Raw genomic sequence first — 20,065 nt, forward strand, 5'->3', positions numbered from 1 at the left:
GCCGCGCGCCCGTCGGGATCACACCCCAGCGTCAGACATAGGCGATCGCCCGTCCCGCGAGCAGCACCAGCACCCAGCTCGCGAGCGAGATCGCCGCCGGGCCCTTCGCCCGTTTCAGCTCCGCCCCGCTGCGCAGCGCGGCCCCGAAGCGGACGTGGAAGGCGGCCACATTGGCCAGGGCCAGCACCAGCAGCGCCATCTTCGCCAGGAAGGCCGGGTTCTTCACCATCGTCGCGGCCTCGGCCGAGACCAGGACCACCCCGGAGACGGCCTGCAGCAGGAGGCCCGCCACGGCCACCGGGAGCGCCGCGCGCACGACGCAGCCCGCCTCCGGCGCCCCGCGCAGGATCTGCACGTCGAATGTGGCGATCGCGCCCACCGCCAGCGCCGCTCCGAGGATGTGGGCGAGATTGGCGGCGGGATAGAGCCAGGTGGTGGCACGCGCCGCCGTGCCCAGCGCCGAGACCTCCAGCGCCGCCGCGCCCGCCGCGATGAGCTCGAGCATGGCTAGCGCAATTCGTAGCTCTCGCCGGCGATCGTGATTCGCTCGGCCCGCATCTCGTGCGCGGTGCGGGTGGAGGGATAGCCGAACACCTGCACCACCGTTCCCGGCTTCAGCGCATCGGGCGAGAGGCCGCGCGCCGCCATGCGCGAGAGCGGGGCAAGCGTCGCCTCCCAGGTTTCGTTTTCGTATTTCAGCTGGATGTGCGCGTGGGGATTGCTCCAGTCGAGATGATCCACGGGCGCGGAGATGGTGAACGCCTTCGCGACGTCGTAGCTGCCCCATCCGTGATGGGCGGCAGCGGTGCCGGCCAGGGCCAGCGTCGCGCCCAGAACGGCCACATAAGCGAGAGGACGTAGGGCCATGGCTGTTCTCCTTGCGGCAGGAACTCTGCCCGAGCCGGTGCCGCAACGGAACCCCGCCCCGCCTCACGTCTGCGTGCGGAGCGCGGGCGGATTTGCCATCATTGACCGGCGTATTCCGTCTCGTTTGCCGCCCTGCTCTCGGCTAGAGTGCGGGTGATGCCCGATACCAGCGAAGCCCTTGCGCAGCTTTACGAACACACGCCGGTCCTGGTGGCGGCGTACGACATGTTCGACCGCCTGCGCTATGCCAACGCGTCGTTCCGCTCGGCCTTCTTCCTCGACCCCGGCGAAGCCCCCTTCTGGGGCGACCTGATGCGGCGCAACTTCCATGCCGGGCGCGGCACCGTGATCCGCACCGCCGATTTCGAAGCCTGGCTGATCTCGACCCAGTCGCGCCGCGGCAAGACCGGATTCCGGGCCTTCGAGACCGATCTGATGGACGGGCGCTGGCTGTGGATGACCGAGACCGTGCAGAGCAACGGCTGGATGCTGTGCCTCGCCAGCGACATCACCTCCCTGCGGGCCGAGGAGCGCCGGGTGCGGCAGGATCGCGACCGCGCCATCAAGGCCGCCCATACGGACGATCTCACGGGCGTCGCCAACCGGCGCTATGTGATCGCGCGCATCGAGGACATGCTGCGGCCCGACGGCAAGCTCGCCCGCCCGGGCCGCGCGCCGGGGGCGGCCGGCTGCGTGGCCGTGCTGGATCTCGATAATTTCAAATATATCAACGACCATTACGGCCACCAGGCGGGCGACCTGATCCTGCGGGATTTCGCCCGGCGCATCCAGGGACAGGTGCGGCGGCGCGATTGCTTCGGGCGGATCGGCGGCGAGGAATTCGTCCTGGTCTTTCCCGATACCTCCATCGCCCAGGCGCGGCTGCTGGTGGAGCAGATGCTTGCGACGATCCAGATGTCCCGTCCGCTGCCGGAGCGGCCGGACTTCGCCTATACCTTCTCCGCCGGCGTCGCCGCCGCCATACCGGGCGAGAACGCGGCCGATATCTATGGGCGCGCCGACAAGGCGCTCTACCGGGCCAAGATGGCCGGGCGCAATTGCATTCTGCTGGAAGATCCCGGCCCCGCCGCCGCCACCGCCTAGGGTCCCTGCCCGACCAGGACCCGCCCTGCGGGTTTCAGGACAAGGTCCCGCCCTGCGGGTTTCATCTGTGGATCGTGACCACCGCGGGGCTTCGCGGACCGGCGGAATTCTGTCTACTCAGCCCATGGAATTCGCATCCGACAACACAGCCGGCGTTCATCCCACGATCCTGGCCGCGCTCGCGCAGGCGAACGAAGGGCCGGCGCCCTCCTATGGCGCCGATCCCTGGAGCGCGCGCGCGGCGGATCTGCTGCGGGAGGTGTTCGAGACCGAGGCACAGGTCTTCCTGGTGGCCACCGGCACCGCAGCCAATGCGCTCGCGCTCTCCGCGCTCAGCCCGCCCTTCGGCACCATATTCTGCCACCGCGATTCCCATCTCAACACGGACGAATGCGGCGCGCCGGAATTCTTCACCGGGGGCGCCAAGCTCACCACGCTGGAGGGTTTCGGCGGCAAGCTGAGCGTGGACGAGATCGAGCGGTCGCGCCGCGATTTCAAGCGCGGCTTCCATCAGCAGATGCCGGCTGCGGTCTCAATCACCCAGGCGAGCGAACTCGGCCTCGTCTATGGGGCCGACGAGGTGGGCGAGATCGGCGCCTATTGCCGCGCGCACGGCCTCACCCTGCACATGGACGGCGCGCGCTTCGCCAATGCGCTCGCCGCCTCCAACGCGAGCGCGGCCGAGCTGACCTGGAAGGCGGGCGTGGACATCATGACCTTCGGCGCCACCAAGAACGGCGCCATGGGGGCGGAGGCCGTGGTGGTCTTCGATCCGGCACGGGCGGAGCATTTCGCCTATCGCGTAAAGCGCGGCGCCCATGTGATTTCCAAGAGCCGGTTCCTGGGCGCGCAGATGGTGGCCTATCTGGAAGGCGGGCTCTGGCGCGAAACCGCCCGGCACGCGAACGCCATGGCGGCGCGGCTCGCGGCCGGGCTCGCAGGCGTCCCGGGCGTCGCGCTGCCCGTGCCGACGCAGGCCAATGAGGTCTTCGCCATCCTGCCGCGCCCGCTCCACGACGCGCTGCAAGCGGCCGGTGCGCATTATTACGAATGGCCGCGCCTCGCCTCCGGGCTCGCGCCCATCGGCCCGGACGCCGCCTTCGTGCGCCTGGTGTGCTCGTTCCGCACCGATCCGGCCGAGGTGGATCGGCTGGTCGCCGCCGCGCACGCCGCCCGGGCCTAGCATCCCGCCGGCGCGGCGGGGGCTGTTGCAGGACCCGCCGTCTCGCACGGGCCTGCCCCGTGCATGCACGGGGCGCCGCGGAAGCTGCCGTTCCAAGGATCGCCCGCGCGGCGCCGCGTAAGGGCCGCGGCACGCCCGGCCCTCGGCCGCGGGCGCGCGATCCCGTGCGCGGTCTCCACCACCCCCACGACAGAGCACCAATCGAGCAAGCGTGATCGCGCGGGACTGGCGCGGCGGCGATCGTGTCATATAACGTGCTGCTAATGAGCATGCTTATAATATGAAAGCTCTCAAATGGTGGACCATTCCACGCTCGGTTTCCTGCTGCACGACGTTGCCCGCCTGCTGCGCAAGCGGTTCGAGCAGCGCGCGCGCTGTTCCGGGCTGACGCGCTCCCATTGGCAGACGCTGGCCTATCTCAAGCGCAACGAGGGCATCCACCAGGGCGGACTCGCCGACCTGCTGGAGATCGAGCCCATCACCCTGGTGCGCATTCTCGACAAGCTGGAACAGCGCGGCCTCATCGAGCGGCGGCGCCATCCCACCGACCGGCGGATCTGGCTGCTCTATCTGCGCGCGGACGCGAGCCCGCTGCTCGCCGAGATGCAAAAGATCGGCGAGGCCACGCGCGCGGAAGCGCTTGCGGGCGTTTCCGACGAGGACCGCGCCCGCGTGATGCAGGTGCTCGCGGTCATGAAGACCAATCTCCTCGACTCCCTGTCCAACGAACCTGGCGACGATCAGGAAAAAACCCATGGCTGAAGCTCAATCCATCGAACGCCCCGCCCTCGCCGCGCTCCGGGCGGATGCCGGCGCCGCAAAGCCGGCCAGCCTCGACACCATGCGGGAAGGCCGGAGCGAACCGCCGGCCATACCACCCGCAGCTGAGGAAAAGGACGCGCCCGCGCGTCCCGCCAGGTCCCGCCGCAGCCTCGTGCGCACCGTCCTGTTCGCGCTGCTGCCGGTGGCCCTGGTGGTGGGCGGCTATTTCTACGTCACAGGCGGGCGCGTGATGTCCACGGACAATGCCTTTGTCCAGGCCGATACGGTGGGCATCTCCACCGATGTGGCGGGCATCGTCGCGTCCATCGCCGTGCACAACAACCAGACCGTGAAGAAGGGCGACATCCTGTTCCAGCTCCAGCAGGATACGTTCCAGATCGCGCTCGAAGGCGCGACCGCCCAACTCGGCACGGTGCGCAACCAGATCCTCACCCTGAAGGCCAATTACAAGCAGGCGCAGGCCGAGATCGCCCAGGCGCAGGCGGACCTTCCGTTCTACGAAACCTCGTTCAAGCGCCAGGAGGAATTGCTGGCGAGCGCGGCCGCCTCCAAGGCCGCCTATGACCAGGCCAAGCAGAATCTCGACAGCGCGAACCAGAAGGTGGCCGTGGCCAAGGCCCAGGCGGCGGCGACGCTGGCGCAGCTCGGCGGCGATGCCGACCAGCCGGTGGAGCAGAACCCGTCCTATCTCCAGGCGAAATCCGCCGTGGACAAGGCCCAGCGCGACCTCAACGAAACCGTCGTCCGGGCGCCGTTCGACGGCATCGTGACCAATGTGCCCTCGCTCCAGGTGGGCGCCTATCTCGATACCGCCCAGCAGGCCTTCAGCCTCGTCTCGACCACGAATATCTGGGTCGCGGCGAGCCCGAAGGAAACCGAGCTGACCTTCGTCAAGCCGGGGCAGCCGGCGATCATCACGGTGGACACCTATCCCGGCGTCGAATGGACCGGCACGGTGGAGAGCATCAGCCCGGCCTCGGGCGCCAGCTTCTCGCTGCTGCCGGCGCAGAACACCACCGGCAATTGGGTGAAGGTGGTGCAGCGCATCCCCATGATCATCCATTTCGACAACCTTGCCGGCAAGCCGCCGCTGCGGGTCGGCATGAGCGTCACGGTCGAGGTGGACACGGGCCATCCGCGCGGCCTGCCGACCTTCGTGTCGGACCTGTTCGGAGCCCCGAGCCATGGCTGAGGCCGCCGCCGGCGCGACCCCGGCGATCGCGAACCGGGGCGCGATCACCGCCTGCGTGATCCTCGCCGTGATCATGCAGGCGCTCGACACCACCATCGCCAACGTGGCGCTGCCCTATATCCAGGGCAGCGTCTCGGCGAGCGCGGACCAGATCAACTGGGTGCTGACCTCCTATATCGTCGCCGCCGCGATCATGACGCCGCCGTCCGGCTTCCTCGCGAACCGGTTCGGGCGCAAGCGCGTGCTGCTCACCGCCATCGCCGGCTTCGTGATCGCCTCGATCCTGTGCGGCCTGTCCCAGTCGCTGGTTGAGATCGTCGCCTTCCGCCTGGCGCAGGGGCTGTTCGGCGCGGCCCTGGTGCCGCTGTCGCAGGGCATATTGCTGGACATCTACACGCCGCAGGAGCGCGGCTCCGCCATGGCGCTGTTCGGCGTGTCGGTGATGGTCGGCCCGGTGCTCGGGCCGGTGATCGGCGGCTGGCTGACCGACAACATGAGCTGGCGCTGGGTGTTCTACATCAACCTGCCGATCGGCCTGCTGGCGTTCGCCGGCATCACCGTGTTCGTGGTGGAAACCTCCCGCAACGCGAGCGCGAAGCTCGACTGGCTCGGCTTCGGCGCGCTCTCGGTGGCGATCGCGACGCTGCAATTGTTCCTGGACCGGGGCGAGCAGCTCGACTGGCTCTCCTCCGGCGAGATCATCATCTGGGCGGTGGTGTGCGCCTCGGCCACCTATGTGTTCCTGGTCCACACGTTCACGGCGCAGAACAGCTTCGTCAATCCGCGGCTGTTTCTGGACCGGAACTTCTCGGTCAGCATGTTCTTCATCTTCATCGTCGGCGTCACCTATCTCGCCTCGCTGGCGCTGATGACGCCCTATCTCCAGACCCTGATGGGCTATCCCGTGATGACCGCCGGGCTGGTGATGGGCCCGCGCGGCCTCGGCACCATGCTGTGCATGTTCATCGTCGGCCGGCTGATCGGGCGGGTGGATACGCGCATCCTTCTGACCCTCGGCCTCGGCCTCACCGCCTGGGCCATGTATGCCATGACGGGATGGACGCCGGACGTGTCGCAATGGACCGTGGTGTGGGTCGGCTTCGTGCAGGGGGCCGGGCTCGGCTTCCTGTTCGTGCCACTGACCACCGTGGCCTTCTCCACCTTGCCCGCCCCCATGCGCGGCGAAGGCACGGGCCTCTACAATCTCTCCCGCAACATCGGCTCCAGCGTCGGCATCGCCTATGTGACGGCGCTGCTGGCGGACAATGTGCAGGTGAACCACGAGAATATCGCGGCCTATGTGACGCCCTTCAACCACGCCTTCGAGGACCCCTGGGTGCATCAGCACATGGACCCGCTGCTCGCGGGCGGCCGCGCGGCGCTGGACCAGATCATCACCCTCCAGGCGACCATCATCGCCTATATGGACGACTTCCAGTTCATGATGATCCTGACCCTGATCGCCATGCCGCTCGTGCTGCTGCTGCGCGCGCCCGCCGCAGCGCCGGCGGACAACGACCATGCCGTGGTGATGGAGTGAAGCGCTCCTGAAAATGCCGCGGCGAATGTCGGCGCGGCGGCCCACGCCGCGTCTTAGGATCGGCGGCGGATGAAACGCCCCGATCCCGAGAGGAGAGACCCATGCGCGTGATGGTGATGGTGAAGGCGACCGCCGAGAGCGAAGCGGGCATGATGCCCTCCAGCGACTTGCTGGAAGCCATGGGCAAGTTCAATGCGGAGCTGATCGCCGCGGGCGTCATGCTGTCCGGCGACGGCCTGCAACCCACCTCCAAGGGCAAGCGCGTCGCCTTCGACGGCACCAGCCGCACGGTCATCGACGGGCCGTTCGCCGAGACCAAGGAAATCGTCTCCGGCTTCTGGATGTGGCAGGTCAAGGACATGGCGGAAGCGGTGGCCTGGGTGAAGCGCTGTCCCAATCCCATGCCCGGCCCGAGCGAGATCGAGATCCGCCCGGTGTTCGAATTCGCCGATTTCGGCGAGGCGCTGACCCCGGAGATCGCCGCGCTGCACGAGCACAATCGGGACCAGATCACCGGGCGCTGATGCCGTGCGCCCGCTCACTCCGGATGCTCTCCGCCCCCAGGGCATCCGGTGGGCAGGAGCGGCCCTCGCGCGCCGTTCCTGCCCACCCTTCGGTTTTCCACGCGCCACAACGCGCTAGAATACTCAGCTGCAGCCGGTGGTGCCGCCGCAGGTATCGCACTTCAGGCAGGTGCCGTTGCGCACCATGGTGAAGTTCATGCACTCGGGGCAGGCTTCGCCCTCATAGCCCTTGGCGCGGGCCTCGGCGCGGCGGTCGGCGGTGCGGGCCGCGCCCCAGTTGAGCGAGGTCGAGACCGAAATCTCAAGGCTGGGCGCCGCCTCGGGAAGCGCGTCCTGCCGCAGGGCCGGGGAAAGCTCGGGCTCGACCTTGAGGGCGGTCGCCCCCTCGGTGCGGGCTCGCAGCAGGGTGACATTGTCGCTCGCCGCGCGCGGCTCCGCCGGCGGGGTCGCCAGCAGGCTCACATTCTTGCCGCGCACCAGGCCCTTGGAGACCACCCGCGCGGCGGCCGAGGCCGGCGCCTTGCCTTCGTCCACGCCCTTGCCGAGCGCGTCGAAGCCGGTTTCGGAGGGCTCCACATGGCCGAGGTCGTTGCGGCCGAGATAGGACACCGCCAGCTCGCGGAACACATAGTCCAGGATCGAGGTGGCATATTTGATGGTGTCATTGCCCTGCACCGGGCCGGCGGGCTCGAAGCGGGTGAAGGTGAAGGCGTCCACATATTCTTCCAGCGGCACGCCATATTGCAGGCCGAGCGAAATCGCGATGGCGAAATTGTTCAGCAGCGAGCGAAGGGCCGCGCCCTCCTTGTGCATGTCGATGAAGATCTCGCCGAGCGAGCCGTCGTCATATTCGCCGGTGCGCAGATAGAGCTTGTGGCCGCCGACCACCGCCTTCTGGGTATAGCCCTTGCGGCGATCGGGCATCTTCTCGCGCTCGCGCACCCGGTGCTCGACGATGCGCTCGATCACCCGCTCGACGATCTTCTCGCTGACCGCGGCGGTGCGGGCGGCGGCGGGCTGGGCGACCAGCGCTTCCACCGCATCCTCCTCGTCCTCATCGTCCGCCACGAGCTGGGCATTGAGCGGCTGGGAGAGCTTGGAACCGTCGCGATAAAGCGCATTGGCCTTCAACGCGAGGCGCCAGGAGAGCAGATAGGCGTCCTTGCAATCCTCCACCGTCGCGTCGTTCGGCATGTTGATGGTCTTGGAGATGGCGCCCGAGATGAAGGGCTGCGCCGCCGCCATCATGCGGATGTGGCTCTCCACCGACAAGAACCGCTTGCCGATGCGCCCGCACGGCGAGGCACAGTCGAACACCGGCAGGTGCTCGGCCTTCAGGAAGGGCGCGCCTTCGAGCGTCATGGCGCCGCAGATATGCACGTTCGCCACGTCGATATCGGCCTTGGAGAAGCCGAGATGGGCCAAGAGGTCGAACTTCGCATCGGCGAGCTGGGCCGGGGCGACGCCGAGGGACTTCACTAGGAAGTCCTCGCCGAAGGTCCAGCGATTGAACGCGAACTTGATATCGAACGCGGTCTTCACCGCGGCTTCCGCCTTGGCCAGGGCCGCGTCGTCGAAGCCCTTGGCGCGCAGGGTGGAATGGTTGATGGCCGGGGCCTGGGCCAGCGAGCCGTGGCCCACCGCATAGGCCTCGATCTCGGCGATCTGCGCCTCCCCGTAGCCGAGCGCGCGCAGCGCCTCGGGCACGGCGCGGTTGATGATCTTGAAATAGCCGCCGCCGGCCAGCTTCTTGAACTTCACCAGAGCGAAGTCGGGCTCGATGCCGGTGGTGTCGCAATCCATCACCAGGCCGATGGTGCCGGTGGGGGCGATCACCGAGACCTGGGCATTGCGATAGCCGTTGGCCTCGCCGCCGGCGAGGGCCTTGTCCCACGCGCCCTTGGCGTGCGCGGCGAGCCGGGCATCCTTGATCGAGCCATGGTCGAGCGGCACCGGGGCGACCGAGAGCCCCTCATAGCCCGAGGCTTCGCCATAGGCGGCGCGGCGGTGGTTGCGGATCACCCGCAGCATGGATTGGGCATTGGCGTCATAGGCCGGGAAGGTGCCCAGCTGGGCGGCCATCTCGGCCGAGGTGGCATAGCAGATGCCGGTCATGATCGAGGAGATGGCGCCGCAGATGGCGCGGCCCTCGGCCGAGTCATAGGGAATGCCGGAGCTCATCAGCAGGCCGCCGATATTGGCGTAGCCGAGGCCGAGCGTGCGGTATTCATAGGACAGCTCGGCGATGCGGCGCGAGGGGAATTGCGCCATCAGCACGGAGATTTCCAGCACCACGGTCCACAGCCGCACCGCGTGCTCGAAGCTCTCCACGTCGAACCCCCACCCCTGCCCTCCCCCGCCTGCGGGGGAGGGTTGGGAGGGGGCACGGAACTGCAGCAGGTTCAGGGACGCCAGATTGCAGGCCGTGTCGTCCAGGAACATATATTCCGAGCACGGATTGGAGGCGCGGATCTCGCCGCCCGCCGGGCAGGTGTGCCAATCGTTCACGGCGGTGTGGAACTGGATGCCGGGATCGGCGCAATGCCACGCCGCCGAGCCGATCTTCTCCCACAATTCGCGGGCCTTGATGGTCTTGGAGATCTTGCCGTCGGTGCGGCGGATCAGGTTCCAGTCGGCATCGGCTTCCACCGCGCGCAGGAAGTCGTCGGTGACGCGCACCGAATTGTTGGAATTCTGCCCCGCCACCGTGAGATAGGCTTCCCCGTCCCAATCGGTGTCGTAGATGGCGAGATCCAGGTCCTTATAGCCCTGGCGGGCATATTGGATGATGCGGCGGATCGCGGCGTCGGCCACGCAGGCCTTGCGGGCGGCCTTGATCTCGCGCTTCAGCGCCGGGTTCTTCTCCGGGTCGAAGCAATCATCGCCATTGCCGTCGCAATTCACGCACGCCTTGAGCACGGCTTTCAGGTGCTTGGCATTGATCTTGGAGCCGGTGACGAGCGCGGCGACCTTCTGCTCTTCCGCGACCTTCCAGTCCACATAGGCTTCGATATCGGGATGGTCGGCGTCCACCACCACCATCTTGGCGGCGCGGCGCGTGGTGCCGCCCGACTTGATGGCGCCGGCGGCGCGATCGCCGATCTTCAGGAAGCTCATGAGGCCGGACGAGCGCCCGCCGCCGGAGAGCTTCTCGCCCTCGCCGCGCAGGGACGAGAAATTCGAGCCGGTGCCGGAGCCGTACTTGAACAGGCGCGCCTCGCGCACCCACAGATCCATGATGCCGCCGTCGCCGACCAGATCGTCCGCCACCGACTGGATGAAGCAGGCGTGCGGCTGGGGATGCTCATAGGCGGAAGTTGAGGCGGTCAGCTCCCCGCTCTCGTGATCCACATAGAAATGGCCCTGCCCCGGCCCGTCGATGCCATAGGCCCAGTGCAGCCCGGTGTTGAACCATTGCGGGGAATTGGGCGCCACCATCTGCATGGCGAGCATGTAGCGGTGCTCGTCGAAGAACGCCTGGGCGTCGGCCTCGGTGTCGAAATAGCCGCCCTTCCAGCCCCAATAGGTCCAGGTGCCGGCGAGACGGTCGAACACCTGCTTGGCGGAGATTTCCCCCACCGTGCGCTGCTCCCTCGGCAGATCGGCGAGCGCCGCCTCGTCCGCCACCGAGCGCCACAGGAAGGAGGGGACGGCATTCTCCTCCACCTTCTTGAGGCGCGCGGGGACGCCGGCGCGGCGGAAATATTTCTGCGCGAGGATATCGCTCGCGACCTGGGAGAATTGGGCCGGGACTTCGATGCCTTCCTGGCGGAAGACCACCGAACCGTCCGGATTGCGGATCTCGCTCACCGTCTCGCGGAACGGAATGGCCGCGTAGGGAGACTGTCCATCCGTGGTGTAGCGGCGTTCAACGCGCATGACCGAAGCTCCTCGCCCCCGGGGGGCACATATTAGCTCAAAGGGCGCAACCGGTACGCAACAAAGCGGGTACGGCGGCGTGCGCCGTCCCTGGCCGGACTGCTGTGATTGGGGATCCGCGCCGGTCGGGTCCGAGGCCGGAGCCAGAGGATTTGTCCGCCGCTGAGGTGACTGACGCTAAAGCGAGTCTGCCGATTCCGCAAACACAGATTTGGGGCCAACGAGGCCGTTCGCCTACTAAATATAGTGGACCGCAGCCTGTTAATAAAGCCCTAACGCCCTTGCGCGTGTGGAGTTTCCGGCGCCCCCGCCCTGTGGATAGCGGCCCCGGCGCGGGCGCCGTCTTATGCACGTCATCCACAGCCGGCGAACCATTTTCCCGCCATTTTTCCGCCGCCCTCCGAAAGGGCTTGCGCCGTCCCGACTCGCCCTCCCTGCCCGGCAAGGGGGTGACCCTCCCCCCTTGCGGGGGAGGGCTGGGAGGGGGGTGTCTTTCCGCCCGCCCCGCGCTGGGGTTTTCGGCCCGAGCCCCCCTCCCCGGCCCTCCCCCGCAAGGGGGGAGGGAGAATGGACCCCACTAGTCCTGGTCGATCCTCACCGCCGGGCGAACAATTTTTCCATGTCCTTCAGCGACAGGGCAACGAAGGCCGGCCGGCCGCGATTGCCCTCCCCGCAAAGGGTTTCACCCTCCCCCCGTGCGGGGGAGGGCTGGGAGGGGGGTGTCTTTCCGCCCGCCCAGCGCCTGGGGTTTTCGGCCCGACCCCCCCGCCCCGACCCTCCCCCGCAAGGGGGGAGGGAGTATGGACCCCACTCGCCCTGGTCGGTCCTCACCGCCGGGCGAACAATTTTTCCATGTCCTTCAACGACAGGGCGACGAAGGTCGGCCGGCCGCGATTGCACTCCCCGCAAAGGGTTTCACCCTCCCCCCTTGCGGGGGAGGGCTGGGAGGGGGGTATCTTTCCGCCCGCCCCGCGCTGGGGTTTCGGCCCGAGACCCCCTCCCCGGCCCTCCCCCGCAAGGGGGGAGGGAGAATGGACCCCACTCGCCCTGGTCGATCCTCACCGCCGGGCGAACAATTTTTCCATGTCCTTCAGCGACAGGGCAACGAAGGTCGGCCGGCCGCGATTGCCCTCCCCGCAAAGGGTTTCACCCTCCCCCCTTGCGGGGGAGGGCTGGGAGGGGGGTGTCTTTCCGCCCGCCCCGCGCTGGGGTTTTCGGCCCGACCCCCCCGCCCCGACCCTCCCCCCAAGGGGGGAGGGAGTACGGACCATACTCGCCCTGGTCGGTCCTCACCGCCGGGCGAACAATTTTTCCATGTCCTTCAACGACAGGGCAACGAAGGTCGGCCGGCCGCGATTGCCCTCCCCGGCATTAGGGGTGACTCTCCCCCCTTGCGGGGGAGGGCTGGGAGGGGGGTATCGCTCCGTCCGCCCCGCGCTGGGGTTTCGGCACGTGACCCCCCACCCCGACCCTCCCCCGCAAGGGGGGAGGGAGTATGGACCTTACTCGCCCTGGTGGATCCTCACCGCCGGGCGAACAATTTTTCCATGTCCTTCAGCGACAGGGCAACGAAGGTTGGCCGGCCGTGATTGCACTCCCCCGCATTAGGGGTCGATTCCATCTCGCGGAGAAGAGCGTTCATCTCCTCCACCTTCAAGCGACGCCCGGCGCGCACCGAGCCGTGGCAGGCCATGGTGGCGGCCACATGCAGCAGGCGGCGTTCCAGCGGCAAGGCATCGTCCCATTCCGCCGCATGCTCGGCGAGGTCGCGCACGAGGCGCGTGACATCGCCGTCCTTCAGCAAGGCCGGCACCTCGCGCACCAGCACGGCGCCGGGGCCGAAGCTCTCCACCCCCAGGCCGAGGGCGGAAAGATCGCCCGCCCGCTCGATCAGCCGGTCCGCCTCGGCCGGCTCCAGATCCACCACCACCGGCACCAGCAATCCCTGGCGGGCGACCCCGTCGCGGGCCAGCGCCACCTTGAGCTTCTCATAGACCAAGCGCTCGTGGGCGGCGTGCTGGTCCACCAGGATCACGCCGTCGCGGGTCTGGGCGACGATATAGGTCTCGTGCAATTGCGCCCGCGCGGCGCCGAGCGGCTTGTCCAGATCCGCCCCCTCCACCGGCGTCGCGGCGGGGCGGGAATCGGCGGTCGGCGCGCCCACGTCCAGCAGGCCCTGGAGGCCCGGGAGCGGTCCGGCGCCCTCCCCGCTTTCGGAAAATCCCTCGTCCCCCAAAGGCCGCGCCGGCGACGTGCGCCAATCATAGGGTGCGGCGGGCGAGGGGTGCGGCGCGACGAAGCGCGGCGTCCAGGCCGGCCCGGAGGCCAGCCCGCCGCCCCCACTGCGCAAGGGCATGGCGAGCGCCTGCTCCTGCGGACGAGCGAAGGCCACCAGCCGGTCGGCCATGCTGCCGGCGGTGCGGGGTGCCCGCAAAGCGAGCGCATCGGAGAGCGTGCGCACGATGAGCGCGCGGATGTTGCCGCCGTCGCGAAACCGCACCTCGGTCTTGGCGGGATGGACGTTCACATCCACCTCGCGCGGCTCGAGCGTGATGAACAAGGCCAGCAGCGGGTGGCGATCGGACGGCAGCAGGTCCGCATAGGCACCACGGATTGCGCCCATCAGCAGCTTGTCGCGCACCGGGCGGCCGTTCACGAACACATATTGGGAGAGCGAATTGGCCTTGGAGAAGGTGGGCAGGCCCGCCAGCCCCTCCAGCACCGCCCCGCCCCGTTCGCCCCGCACGGGAATCACATTGTGCCCCGCCTCCGCCCCCAGCACATCGGCGATGCGCAGCGCCCGGCCGGCATCGTCCGCCGTGCGGGCGGGATAGGTGAGCGGGCCGCGCTCCTCCGCGACGAGCGTGAAGGCCACCTCCGGCCGGGCGAGCGCGAGCCGGCGCACCACATCGAGCGCGGCGGCGGTTTCCGCCCGGTCGGATTTCAGGAATTTCAGCCGTGCCGGGGTGGCGAAGAACAGGTCGCGCACCTCCACCCGCGTGCCGCCATTGAGCGCCGCGGGGCGCGGCGGCGCGACCACGCCGCCTTCCACGCGGATCTCGTAGGCATGGGGCGCGCCCGCCGGCCGGCTGGTGATGGCGAGCCGCGCCACCGCGCCGATGGAGGGCAGCGCCTCGCCCCGAAAGCCGAGAGTCGAGATGGCGAGCAGGTCTTCCGTCGGCAGCTTGGAGGTGGCGTGCCGCTCGATGGCGAGCGAGAGATCGTCCGGCCCCATGCCGCCGCCGTCGTCGGTGACGCGGATAAGCCGGCGGCCGCCGCCGTCGATCACCACCTCGATCGCGCGCGCGCCGGCATCGAGCGCATTCTCGACGATCTCCTTCACCGCCGCAGCCGGCCGCTCCACCACCTCGCCGGCGGCGATGCGGTCGATCAGGACGGGCGGCAGGCGGCGGATGGCCATGGGGAAACGACTCGCAGGGATGGCCGGACATGATAGCGCGGGAGGCGCCGGTTGGCAGGGCGCGGAGGCGGCCGTCCCCGTGATCCCCTGATACGGCCGCAAAATGAAAAAGGCGCCGGAGGAACCCCGGCGCCCCTTCTCAAAACCTAAAAGGCGTGTTTACGCCGCCAGCGGCTTCAGCCGGCCCTCGATCTGCGCCCGGCGGGCTTCCAGGAAGGGCGGCAGCGAGAGCTTTTCGCCGAGGGTCGCCAAGGGCTCGTCGGCGGTGAAGCCGGGTTCGTCCGTGGCGAGTTCGAACAGGATGCCGTTGGGCTCGCGGAAATAGAGGCTGCGGAAATAGAAGCGGTCCACCGGGCCGGAGGACGGCATGCCGAATTCCCGCAGCCGGGCCGCCCAGGCGTCGTAATCGGCGAAGGTGGGCACGCGGAAGGCCACGTGATGCACCGCCCCCGCGCCCTGCCGCGCCCGGCCCATGCCTTTGTCCAGGCGCACCTGCACTTCGGCCGCGGGGCCACCGGCGCCCATTTCGTAGACGACGGTCTCCACCCCGTCCGGCCCGGCGAAGCTGCGCGCCTTGCGCAGGCCCATCAGGCCGGTCAGCACCGCGTCGGTGGGCGCAAGGTCCGGCACGCTGAGCGTGATCGGGCCGAGGCCGCGGATCTGATGGGCGGCGGGCACCGGGCTGCGGTCCCACGCAACGCCGGGGCCCTGCCCGCCATCGACGATGAGGCTGAGCCGCTGGCCCTCGCGATCCTGAAGGTCGAGCGTCGCGCGCCCGTCCCGCTCGGCGATCGGCGCGGCGGTGACGCCGGCATCGGCGAGGCGCCCGGCCCAATACTCAAGCGCGGCCTCGTCCCGCACCCGCAGGCCGGTGCGGACCACCGCATTGGTGCCGCGCTTCTCGGGCGTCACCGGCCAGTCGAAGAAGGTGAGGTCGGTGCCGGGATTGGCTTCGCCGTCCGCATAGAAGAGGTGATAGGCCGAGGTGTCGTCCTGGTTCACGGTCTTCTTCACCAGCCGCATTCCCAGCGTTTTGGTGTAGAAATCATGATTGTACGGAGCATCCGCCGTGATGGCGGTGAGGTGGTGGATGCCGGTGAGTTCCATAGCCGTCTCCCGAGGCGGCGCCTGCCGCCCGTTTGGGGTCTTTGATCCGGCGCTGTCGGCCGGGTCCATGGCGCTTTACTTAAGGGGGCGGCCCGGGCGGTGCGAGCCGCGCCTTCGCAAAGGAAGTTTGCACGGGCGCATTCAGAAATCGGCGGAACTTTCCCGAATGCCGTGCGAAAAGGCACGGTGAAGCGCGGAAGAGCGCTTCAAACCGGGCGTTCGTCGGCGCGCCGCGCCCATCTGCCCTTTCGCGGCAAAATGGGCTAAGAGGCGCGCCATGGCCTATGCGGTGAAGGAAATGTTCAAGACCCTCCAGGGCGAGGGCGCCCAGGCGGGGCGGGCGGCGGTGTTCTGCCGCTTTTCCGGCTGCAACCTGTGGTCGGGCCGGGAGCAGGATCGAGATACCGCCACCTGTCGCTTCTGCGACACCGACTTCGTGGGCCTGGATGGCGAGGGCGGCGGCCGGTTCACCGATGCGGAGGCGCTGGCGGAGGCGCTGGCGCGGGTGTGGGGCGACGGCGGATATGAGCGCCGCTATGTCGTCTTCACCGGCGGAGAACCCTTGCTGCAGCTCGATTCCACTCTGGTTGCGGCGACCCATGCGCGCGGCTTTGAGATCGCCATCGAGACCAATGGCACCCTGGCGCCGCCGGACGGCATCGACTGGATCTGCGTCAGCCCGAAGGCCGGCGCCGATCTGGTGCTGCGGCGGGGGCAGGAACTGAAGCTGGTCTATCCGCAACCCGGAATTGCGCCGGACGCCTTGGCCGGACTGGATTTCGCCCATTTCTTCCTGCAACCCATGGATGGTCCGCGCCGGGTGGAGAATACCGCCGCTGCGGTCGCCTATTGCCTTGACCATCCGCGCTGGCGCCTCAGCGTCCAGACCCACAAGATGGTTGGAATCCCTTAGGTTTTTACCGAGCATGCGCCCATGAAGATCACCCAGGCCTTCACCTTCGAAGCCGCCCACCGCCTGCCCAACGTGCCGCAGACGCACCGCTGCTTCCGCATGCACGGCCATTCCTACCGGGTGGAACTGGTGCTCGACGGGCCGGTGGATCCGGTGAGCGGCTTCGTCGTCGACTTCTTCGACGTGGAAGCCGCTTTTGCCCCGCTTCTCAAGCGGTTGGACCATTATTGCCTGAACGAGATCGAGGGGCTGGAAAACCCCACCGCCGAGCATATCGCGATCTGGATCTGGCAGCGCGCCAAGCCCGCCCTGCCCGCCCTGTTCGCGGTGAAAGTGTTCGAAACGCCAATGTCTTGGGCGGAATACCAGGGCGCCTGAGCGCCCCGGCGGTCAGGGCGCCACGCGCCGGACATAGGCCTCGAACGCCTTGAGCTGGCCGGCGATGAACTCGCGGGTGCCGGCATCCGAAAGCTCGCCCTGCTCGCTCACCTTGTGCTGCGCCTGCCCCACCATCACCTCGGGCACGTTCATCACGAAGGCGTCGAGGAACACCAGGATCTGGCGCAGATGATATTGCGCCCGCGCCCCGCCGAACACCCCCATGGACGCCGACTGGATGAGAACCGGCTTTTCCTTCAAGGGCTTGGAGGGCAAGCGGGACACCCAGTCGATGGCATTCTTGAGGCCGCCGGGCACGGAATAATTATATTCCGGCGTCACCACGATGAGCCCGTCGGCGGCCTTCAGCGTCGCGCCGAGGTCGGTCACGGCATCGGGAAAGCCTTCCGCCTGGAGGTCCGCATCATAGATGGGCAGAATTACAACCGAAGGTAGAATTTCCACCTCGACGCCCACGGGCGCCAGGGACTGAAGCGCGCGGGCAACCGCCGCGTTGTAGGACCCCTTGCGCACGCTGCCGACCCAGACAACCCATTTCATGGCCGTTCCTTTTCGTTTATTCCGAGCGCCGCCGCCGCACCTGGCGCCACACAGCTCTGGCACCGTCCGGCGAATTATTGCACGTTCGGCACATTCATACATGGGGTGGCGGCATGCTTGAAGATTACGACCTGTTCCTGACCCAGTTCGTAACGCTCTGGGCCGTGCTCGAACCCGTAAGCCACCTATCCATGTTCGTTGCGACGACGGCGGAGATGCCGCCGGTCCAGCGGCGCAAGACGGCGCTTCTATGCTGCTTCTTTGCGTTCCTGATTTTGGTCTTCTTCGCCCTGGCGGGCCGCGCCCTGCTCGATGCCATGCATGTGTCGGTGCTGTCGTTCCAGATCGCCGGCGGCCTCATCCTGTTCATCTTCGCCACCGGCATGATCTTTTCCGATCCCCATCCCGCCCCGACCCTGGAATTGGACGCCGACAAGACCATCGCCTCGCTCGCGGTCTATCCCCTTGCGATCCCGATCATTGCCGGCCCGGGCGCCATCCTGTCCGTGGTGATCCTCGCCGACAACAACCGCGGCATGCTGGAGCACCAGGCGGTGACGATCTCCGTGCTGGCCCTGCTCATGGGCCTCATGGCGGTGCTGTTCTTTCTCGGGGATTATGTGCTGAAGCTCATCGGCCGGTCGGGCGCGAACCTCATCCGCCGCATCATGGGCCTGGTGCTGGCCGCCCTGTCGGTGGACATCGTGCTCACCGCGCTCGCGCGATGGTTGAACCTGCCGCCGATCTGAGGACGGTCCGCGCGCTCAATCCTGCGAATAGCGCTCTTCGGCCCAAGGATCGCCGCGCTCGTGATAGCCGCGCTCCTCCCAGAAGCCGAGCGTGTCGGCGGGGAGAAACTCGATGCGCTTCAGCCATTTAGCGCTTTTCCAGAAATAGAGATGCGGCACCACCAGGCGCATGGGGCCGCCGTGCTCGCGGGTCAGGGCCTCGCCCTGCCAGCTGTGGGCGAGGATCGCCTCGGGCGCGGCGAAATCCTCCAGCGGCAGGTTGGTGGTGTAGCCGTCATAGCTGTAGAGCAGCACGAACCGCGCCTGTGGCATGGGTTCAACCATGGCGAGCAGATCGCGGGTGGCAACGCCATCCCAGCCATTGTCGTAGCGCGACCAGGTGGTGACGCAATGGATGTCGCTGACCTCATGGGTCTGGGGCTGGGCGCGGAAGGTGGTCCAATCCCAGGAGAGCGGATGTTCCACCAGCCCGTCCACATCCAGCCGCCAGGACATGGGCGAGACGAAGGGCTGGGTGCCGAGATCCAGCACCGGCCAGTCCTTCACCAGATGCTGGCCGGGCGGCAGGCGATCCGCATCGGGGCGGGAGATGCGCCCGGTCAGGAAGCGTCCTTCCTTGGCCCAGCGCTGCTTGGTGCGGGTCAGCTTGGTCTCCGCCGCCTCGGCGGCCCCCGGAGCAGCGGGATCGGAAAGGGACGGCGAAGGCTCCTCGGTCATGACCCGCTCCATTCAAACGCGTGCGCTGCGTCCAGCCTCCCACAGCCCAGGCCCGGCCTCAAGCGAGGACCGGCGTGCGCGCGGCGATGGCGCCGACTTCGGCCAGGATTTCATAGCTGCGCAGCCGCGCCCCATGGTCGTGGATGGCCGCCGCCACCATGAATTCATCGGCGCCGGTCTGCGCCAGCAGGCGTTCCAGCCCCGCCCGCACGGTGGCGGGCCCGCCGACCACCGAGCACGCCAGCATGCCCGACGCCTGGCTCTTCTCCATCGGCGACCAATAGGTCTCGATGTCGTCGATCGGCCGGGGCAGCAGGCCGCGCGTGCCCCGGAACATATTGGTGAAGGCCTGCTGGGCGGACGTGAACAGGCGCTTCGCCTCCGCGTCGGTATCGGCGGCGATCACATTCACGCCAACCATCGCATGGGGCTTATCAAGCTGCGCGGAGGGCTCGAACCGCGCACGGTAAACCTCCAGCGCCTGGAGCAAGGCGTCGGGGGCGAAATGGGAGGCGAAGGCATAAGGCAGGCCGAGCATGCCGGCGAGCTGCGCCCCGAACAGGCTGGAGCCGAGGATCCAGAGCGGCACATTGGTGCCGGTCCCAGGCACGGCGCGGATCACCTGGTCGGGTCGCGCGGGCCCCAGAAGCGCCTGCAATTCCAGAACATCCTGCGGGAAGCGGTCGGATGCGGCAGGGTCGCGATGCAGCGCCCGCAAGGTGCGCTGGTCGGTGCCCGGCGCGCGCCCGAGCCCGAGGTCGATCCGGCCGGGGAACAGCGTCGCGAGGGTGCCGAACTGCTCGGCGATGACGAGCGGCGAGTGATTGGGCAGCATGATGCCCCCCGCCCCGACCCGGATGGTCTTCGTGCCGCCGGCCACATGGCCGATCACCACCGAGGTCGCCGCGCTGGCGATGCCGATCATATTATGGTGCTCGGCCAGCCAGAAGCGGGTGTAGCCCCAGGCCTCCGCGTGGCGGGCCAGATCCAGCGAACGCGCCAGGGCATCGGCCGGCGTGGCGCCGTCGGGAACGGGGGCGAGGTCGAGAATGGAAAGCGGGGGCATGGCAAGAGGGGGCATGGACTGTGCGCTCCGTGGGTGCGGGCGTCAGCGCTGCGCCCGCGGCATCTCAGCTTCGCCGGCAGA

Annotated in this window: 17 protein-coding genes; 9 read left to right on the forward strand and 8 right to left on the reverse strand. The window is 68.2% G+C overall.

Going from position 1 to position 20,065, the window contains the following annotated elements; genetic code table 11:
• Positions 1-31: 31 nt before the first annotated feature.
• Both V5F84_RS16165 and V5F84_RS16170 read right to left on the reverse strand, forming a co-directional pair.
• The gene (locus V5F84_RS16165) at positions 32-505 is read right to left on the reverse strand and encodes a hypothetical protein (RefSeq protein WP_394044770.1); all 474 of its coding nucleotides are present in this window, start codon (positions 503-505) and stop codon (positions 32-34) included.
• A gap of 2 nt (positions 506-507) precedes the next feature.
• Complete coding sequence (locus V5F84_RS16170) at positions 508-867, reverse strand: DUF6152 family protein (RefSeq protein ID WP_394044772.1); 360 nt, start codon at positions 865-867, stop codon at positions 508-510.
• 156 nt (positions 868-1,023) lie between these two features.
• Between V5F84_RS16170 and V5F84_RS16175 the strand changes: the two genes are divergently transcribed.
• From V5F84_RS16175 to V5F84_RS16200, 6 genes are all read left to right on the forward strand, one after another.
• Positions 1,024-1,971, forward strand: coding sequence for a sensor domain-containing diguanylate cyclase (locus V5F84_RS16175; RefSeq protein ID WP_394044774.1), 948 nt, complete (start codon positions 1,024-1,026; stop codon positions 1,969-1,971).
• 124 nt (positions 1,972-2,095) lie between these two features.
• On the forward strand, positions 2,096-3,154 hold the full coding sequence (locus tag V5F84_RS16180; RefSeq protein WP_394044776.1) for a threonine aldolase family protein: 1,059 nt from the start codon (positions 2,096-2,098) through the stop codon (positions 3,152-3,154).
• 294 nt (positions 3,155-3,448) lie between these two features.
• A complete protein-coding gene (locus V5F84_RS16185) occupies positions 3,449-3,916 on the forward strand; it encodes a MarR family winged helix-turn-helix transcriptional regulator (protein ID WP_394044778.1) in 468 nt (155 codons plus the stop codon).
• The gene (locus tag V5F84_RS16190; protein WP_394044780.1) at positions 3,909-5,129 is read left to right on the forward strand and encodes an HlyD family secretion protein; all 1,221 of its coding nucleotides are present in this window, start codon (positions 3,909-3,911) and stop codon (positions 5,127-5,129) included. Before V5F84_RS16185 ends, V5F84_RS16190 begins: the two co-directional genes overlap by 8 nt.
• Positions 5,122-6,669, forward strand: a complete 1,548-nt coding sequence (locus V5F84_RS16195) for a DHA2 family efflux MFS transporter permease subunit (RefSeq protein WP_394044782.1) — start codon at positions 5,122-5,124, stop codon at positions 6,667-6,669. The genes V5F84_RS16190 and V5F84_RS16195 overlap by 8 nt, the downstream gene beginning before the upstream one ends.
• Positions 6,670-6,770: 101 nt before the next feature.
• Positions 6,771-7,193, forward strand: coding sequence for a YciI family protein (locus tag V5F84_RS16200; protein WP_394044784.1), 423 nt, complete (start codon positions 6,771-6,773; stop codon positions 7,191-7,193).
• Positions 7,194-7,316: 123 nt separating this feature from the next.
• Here the strand turns inward: V5F84_RS16200 and V5F84_RS16205 are convergent, their stop codons facing one another.
• The 3 genes from V5F84_RS16205 to V5F84_RS16215 all read right to left on the reverse strand — a co-directional run bounded on the left by V5F84_RS16205 (position 7,317) and on the right by V5F84_RS16215 (position 15,600).
• The gene (locus V5F84_RS16205) at positions 7,317-11,072 is read right to left on the reverse strand and encodes a vitamin B12-dependent ribonucleotide reductase (protein WP_394044786.1); all 3,756 of its coding nucleotides are present in this window, start codon (positions 11,070-11,072) and stop codon (positions 7,317-7,319) included.
• Between the two features lie 1,522 nt (positions 11,073-12,594).
• Entirely contained in the window at positions 12,595-14,493 is a 1,899-nt protein-coding gene (gene mutL, locus V5F84_RS16210) for a DNA mismatch repair endonuclease MutL (protein ID WP_394046737.1), read from the reverse strand.
• Positions 14,494-14,652: 159 nt separating this feature from the next.
• Positions 14,653-15,600: a ring-cleaving dioxygenase gene (locus V5F84_RS16215; RefSeq protein WP_394046735.1), complete on the reverse strand. Its 948-nt coding sequence runs from the start codon at positions 15,598-15,600 to the stop codon at positions 14,653-14,655.
• A 277-nt stretch (positions 15,601-15,877) separates the two neighbouring features.
• Here V5F84_RS16215 and queE point away from each other — a divergent pair, with 277 nt between their 5' ends.
• On the forward strand, positions 15,878-16,513 hold the full coding sequence (gene queE / locus V5F84_RS16220) for a 7-carboxy-7-deazaguanine synthase (RefSeq protein ID WP_394046733.1): 636 nt from the start codon (positions 15,878-15,880) through the stop codon (positions 16,511-16,513).
• A 21-nt stretch (positions 16,514-16,534) separates the two neighbouring features.
• A complete protein-coding gene (gene queD / locus V5F84_RS16225) occupies positions 16,535-16,891 on the forward strand; it encodes a 6-carboxytetrahydropterin synthase QueD (RefSeq protein WP_394046731.1) in 357 nt (118 codons plus the stop codon).
• A gap of 12 nt (positions 16,892-16,903) precedes the next feature.
• Here the strand turns inward: queD and V5F84_RS16230 are convergent, their stop codons facing one another.
• Entirely contained in the window at positions 16,904-17,452 is a 549-nt protein-coding gene (locus V5F84_RS16230; protein ID WP_394046729.1) for an NADPH-dependent FMN reductase, read from the reverse strand.
• A 113-nt stretch (positions 17,453-17,565) separates the two neighbouring features.
• Between V5F84_RS16230 and V5F84_RS16235 the strand changes: the two genes are divergently transcribed.
• Positions 17,566-18,201 carry a MarC family protein gene (locus tag V5F84_RS16235; RefSeq protein ID WP_394046727.1) on the forward strand — a complete coding sequence of 212 codons (636 nt, stop codon included), beginning with the start codon at positions 17,566-17,568 and terminating at the stop codon, positions 18,199-18,201.
• Positions 18,202-18,216: 15 nt separating this feature from the next.
• Here the strand turns inward: V5F84_RS16235 and V5F84_RS16240 are convergent, their stop codons facing one another.
• A complete protein-coding gene (locus tag V5F84_RS16240; RefSeq protein ID WP_394046725.1) occupies positions 18,217-18,918 on the reverse strand; it encodes a sulfite oxidase-like oxidoreductase in 702 nt (233 codons plus the stop codon).
• A gap of 58 nt (positions 18,919-18,976) precedes the next feature.
• On the reverse strand, positions 18,977-19,984 hold the full coding sequence (locus tag V5F84_RS16245; protein WP_394046741.1) for an LLM class flavin-dependent oxidoreductase: 1,008 nt from the start codon (positions 19,982-19,984) through the stop codon (positions 18,977-18,979).
• Positions 19,985-20,065 lie beyond the last annotated feature (81 nt).

This window comes from Roseixanthobacter liquoris, assembly GCF_043195135.2.
Taxonomy (GTDB): Bacteria; Pseudomonadota; Alphaproteobacteria; order Rhizobiales; family Xanthobacteraceae; genus NCEH01.

Bases quoted from the DNA above. Each gene is read 5' to 3' on its own strand.
- V5F84_RS16165 (WP_394044770.1), bottom strand. From the start codon at position 505: ATGCTCGAGCTCATCGCGGCGGGCGCGGCGGCGCTGGAGGTCTCGGCG.
- V5F84_RS16170 (WP_394044772.1), bottom strand. From the start codon at position 867: ATGGCCCTACGTCCTCTCGCTTATGTGGCCGTTCTGGGCGCGACGCTG.
- V5F84_RS16175 (WP_394044774.1), top strand. From the start codon at position 1,024: ATGCCCGATACCAGCGAAGCCCTTGCGCAGCTTTACGAACACACGCCG.
- V5F84_RS16180 (WP_394044776.1), top strand. From the start codon at position 2,096: ATGGAATTCGCATCCGACAACACAGCCGGCGTTCATCCCACGATCCTG.
- V5F84_RS16185 (WP_394044778.1), top strand. From the start codon at position 3,449: ATGGTGGACCATTCCACGCTCGGTTTCCTGCTGCACGACGTTGCCCGC.
- V5F84_RS16190 (WP_394044780.1), top strand. From the start codon at position 3,909: ATGGCTGAAGCTCAATCCATCGAACGCCCCGCCCTCGCCGCGCTCCGG.
- V5F84_RS16195 (WP_394044782.1), top strand. From the start codon at position 5,122: ATGGCTGAGGCCGCCGCCGGCGCGACCCCGGCGATCGCGAACCGGGGC.
- V5F84_RS16200 (WP_394044784.1), top strand. From the start codon at position 6,771: ATGCGCGTGATGGTGATGGTGAAGGCGACCGCCGAGAGCGAAGCGGGC.
- V5F84_RS16205 (WP_394044786.1), bottom strand. From the start codon at position 11,072: ATGCGCGTTGAACGCCGCTACACCACGGATGGACAGTCTCCCTACGCG.
- mutL (WP_394046737.1), bottom strand. From the start codon at position 14,493: ATGGCCATCCGCCGCCTGCCGCCCGTCCTGATCGACCGCATCGCCGCC.
- V5F84_RS16215 (WP_394046735.1), bottom strand. From the start codon at position 15,600: ATGGAACTCACCGGCATCCACCACCTCACCGCCATCACGGCGGATGCT.
- queE (WP_394046733.1), top strand. From the start codon at position 15,878: ATGGCCTATGCGGTGAAGGAAATGTTCAAGACCCTCCAGGGCGAGGGC.
- queD (WP_394046731.1), top strand. From the start codon at position 16,535: ATGAAGATCACCCAGGCCTTCACCTTCGAAGCCGCCCACCGCCTGCCC.
- V5F84_RS16230 (WP_394046729.1), bottom strand. From the start codon at position 17,452: ATGAAATGGGTTGTCTGGGTCGGCAGCGTGCGCAAGGGGTCCTACAAC.
- V5F84_RS16235 (WP_394046727.1), top strand. From the start codon at position 17,566: ATGCTTGAAGATTACGACCTGTTCCTGACCCAGTTCGTAACGCTCTGG.
- V5F84_RS16240 (WP_394046725.1), bottom strand. From the start codon at position 18,918: ATGACCGAGGAGCCTTCGCCGTCCCTTTCCGATCCCGCTGCTCCGGGG.
- V5F84_RS16245 (WP_394046741.1), bottom strand. From the start codon at position 19,984: ATGCCCCCGCTTTCCATTCTCGACCTCGCCCCCGTTCCCGACGGCGCC.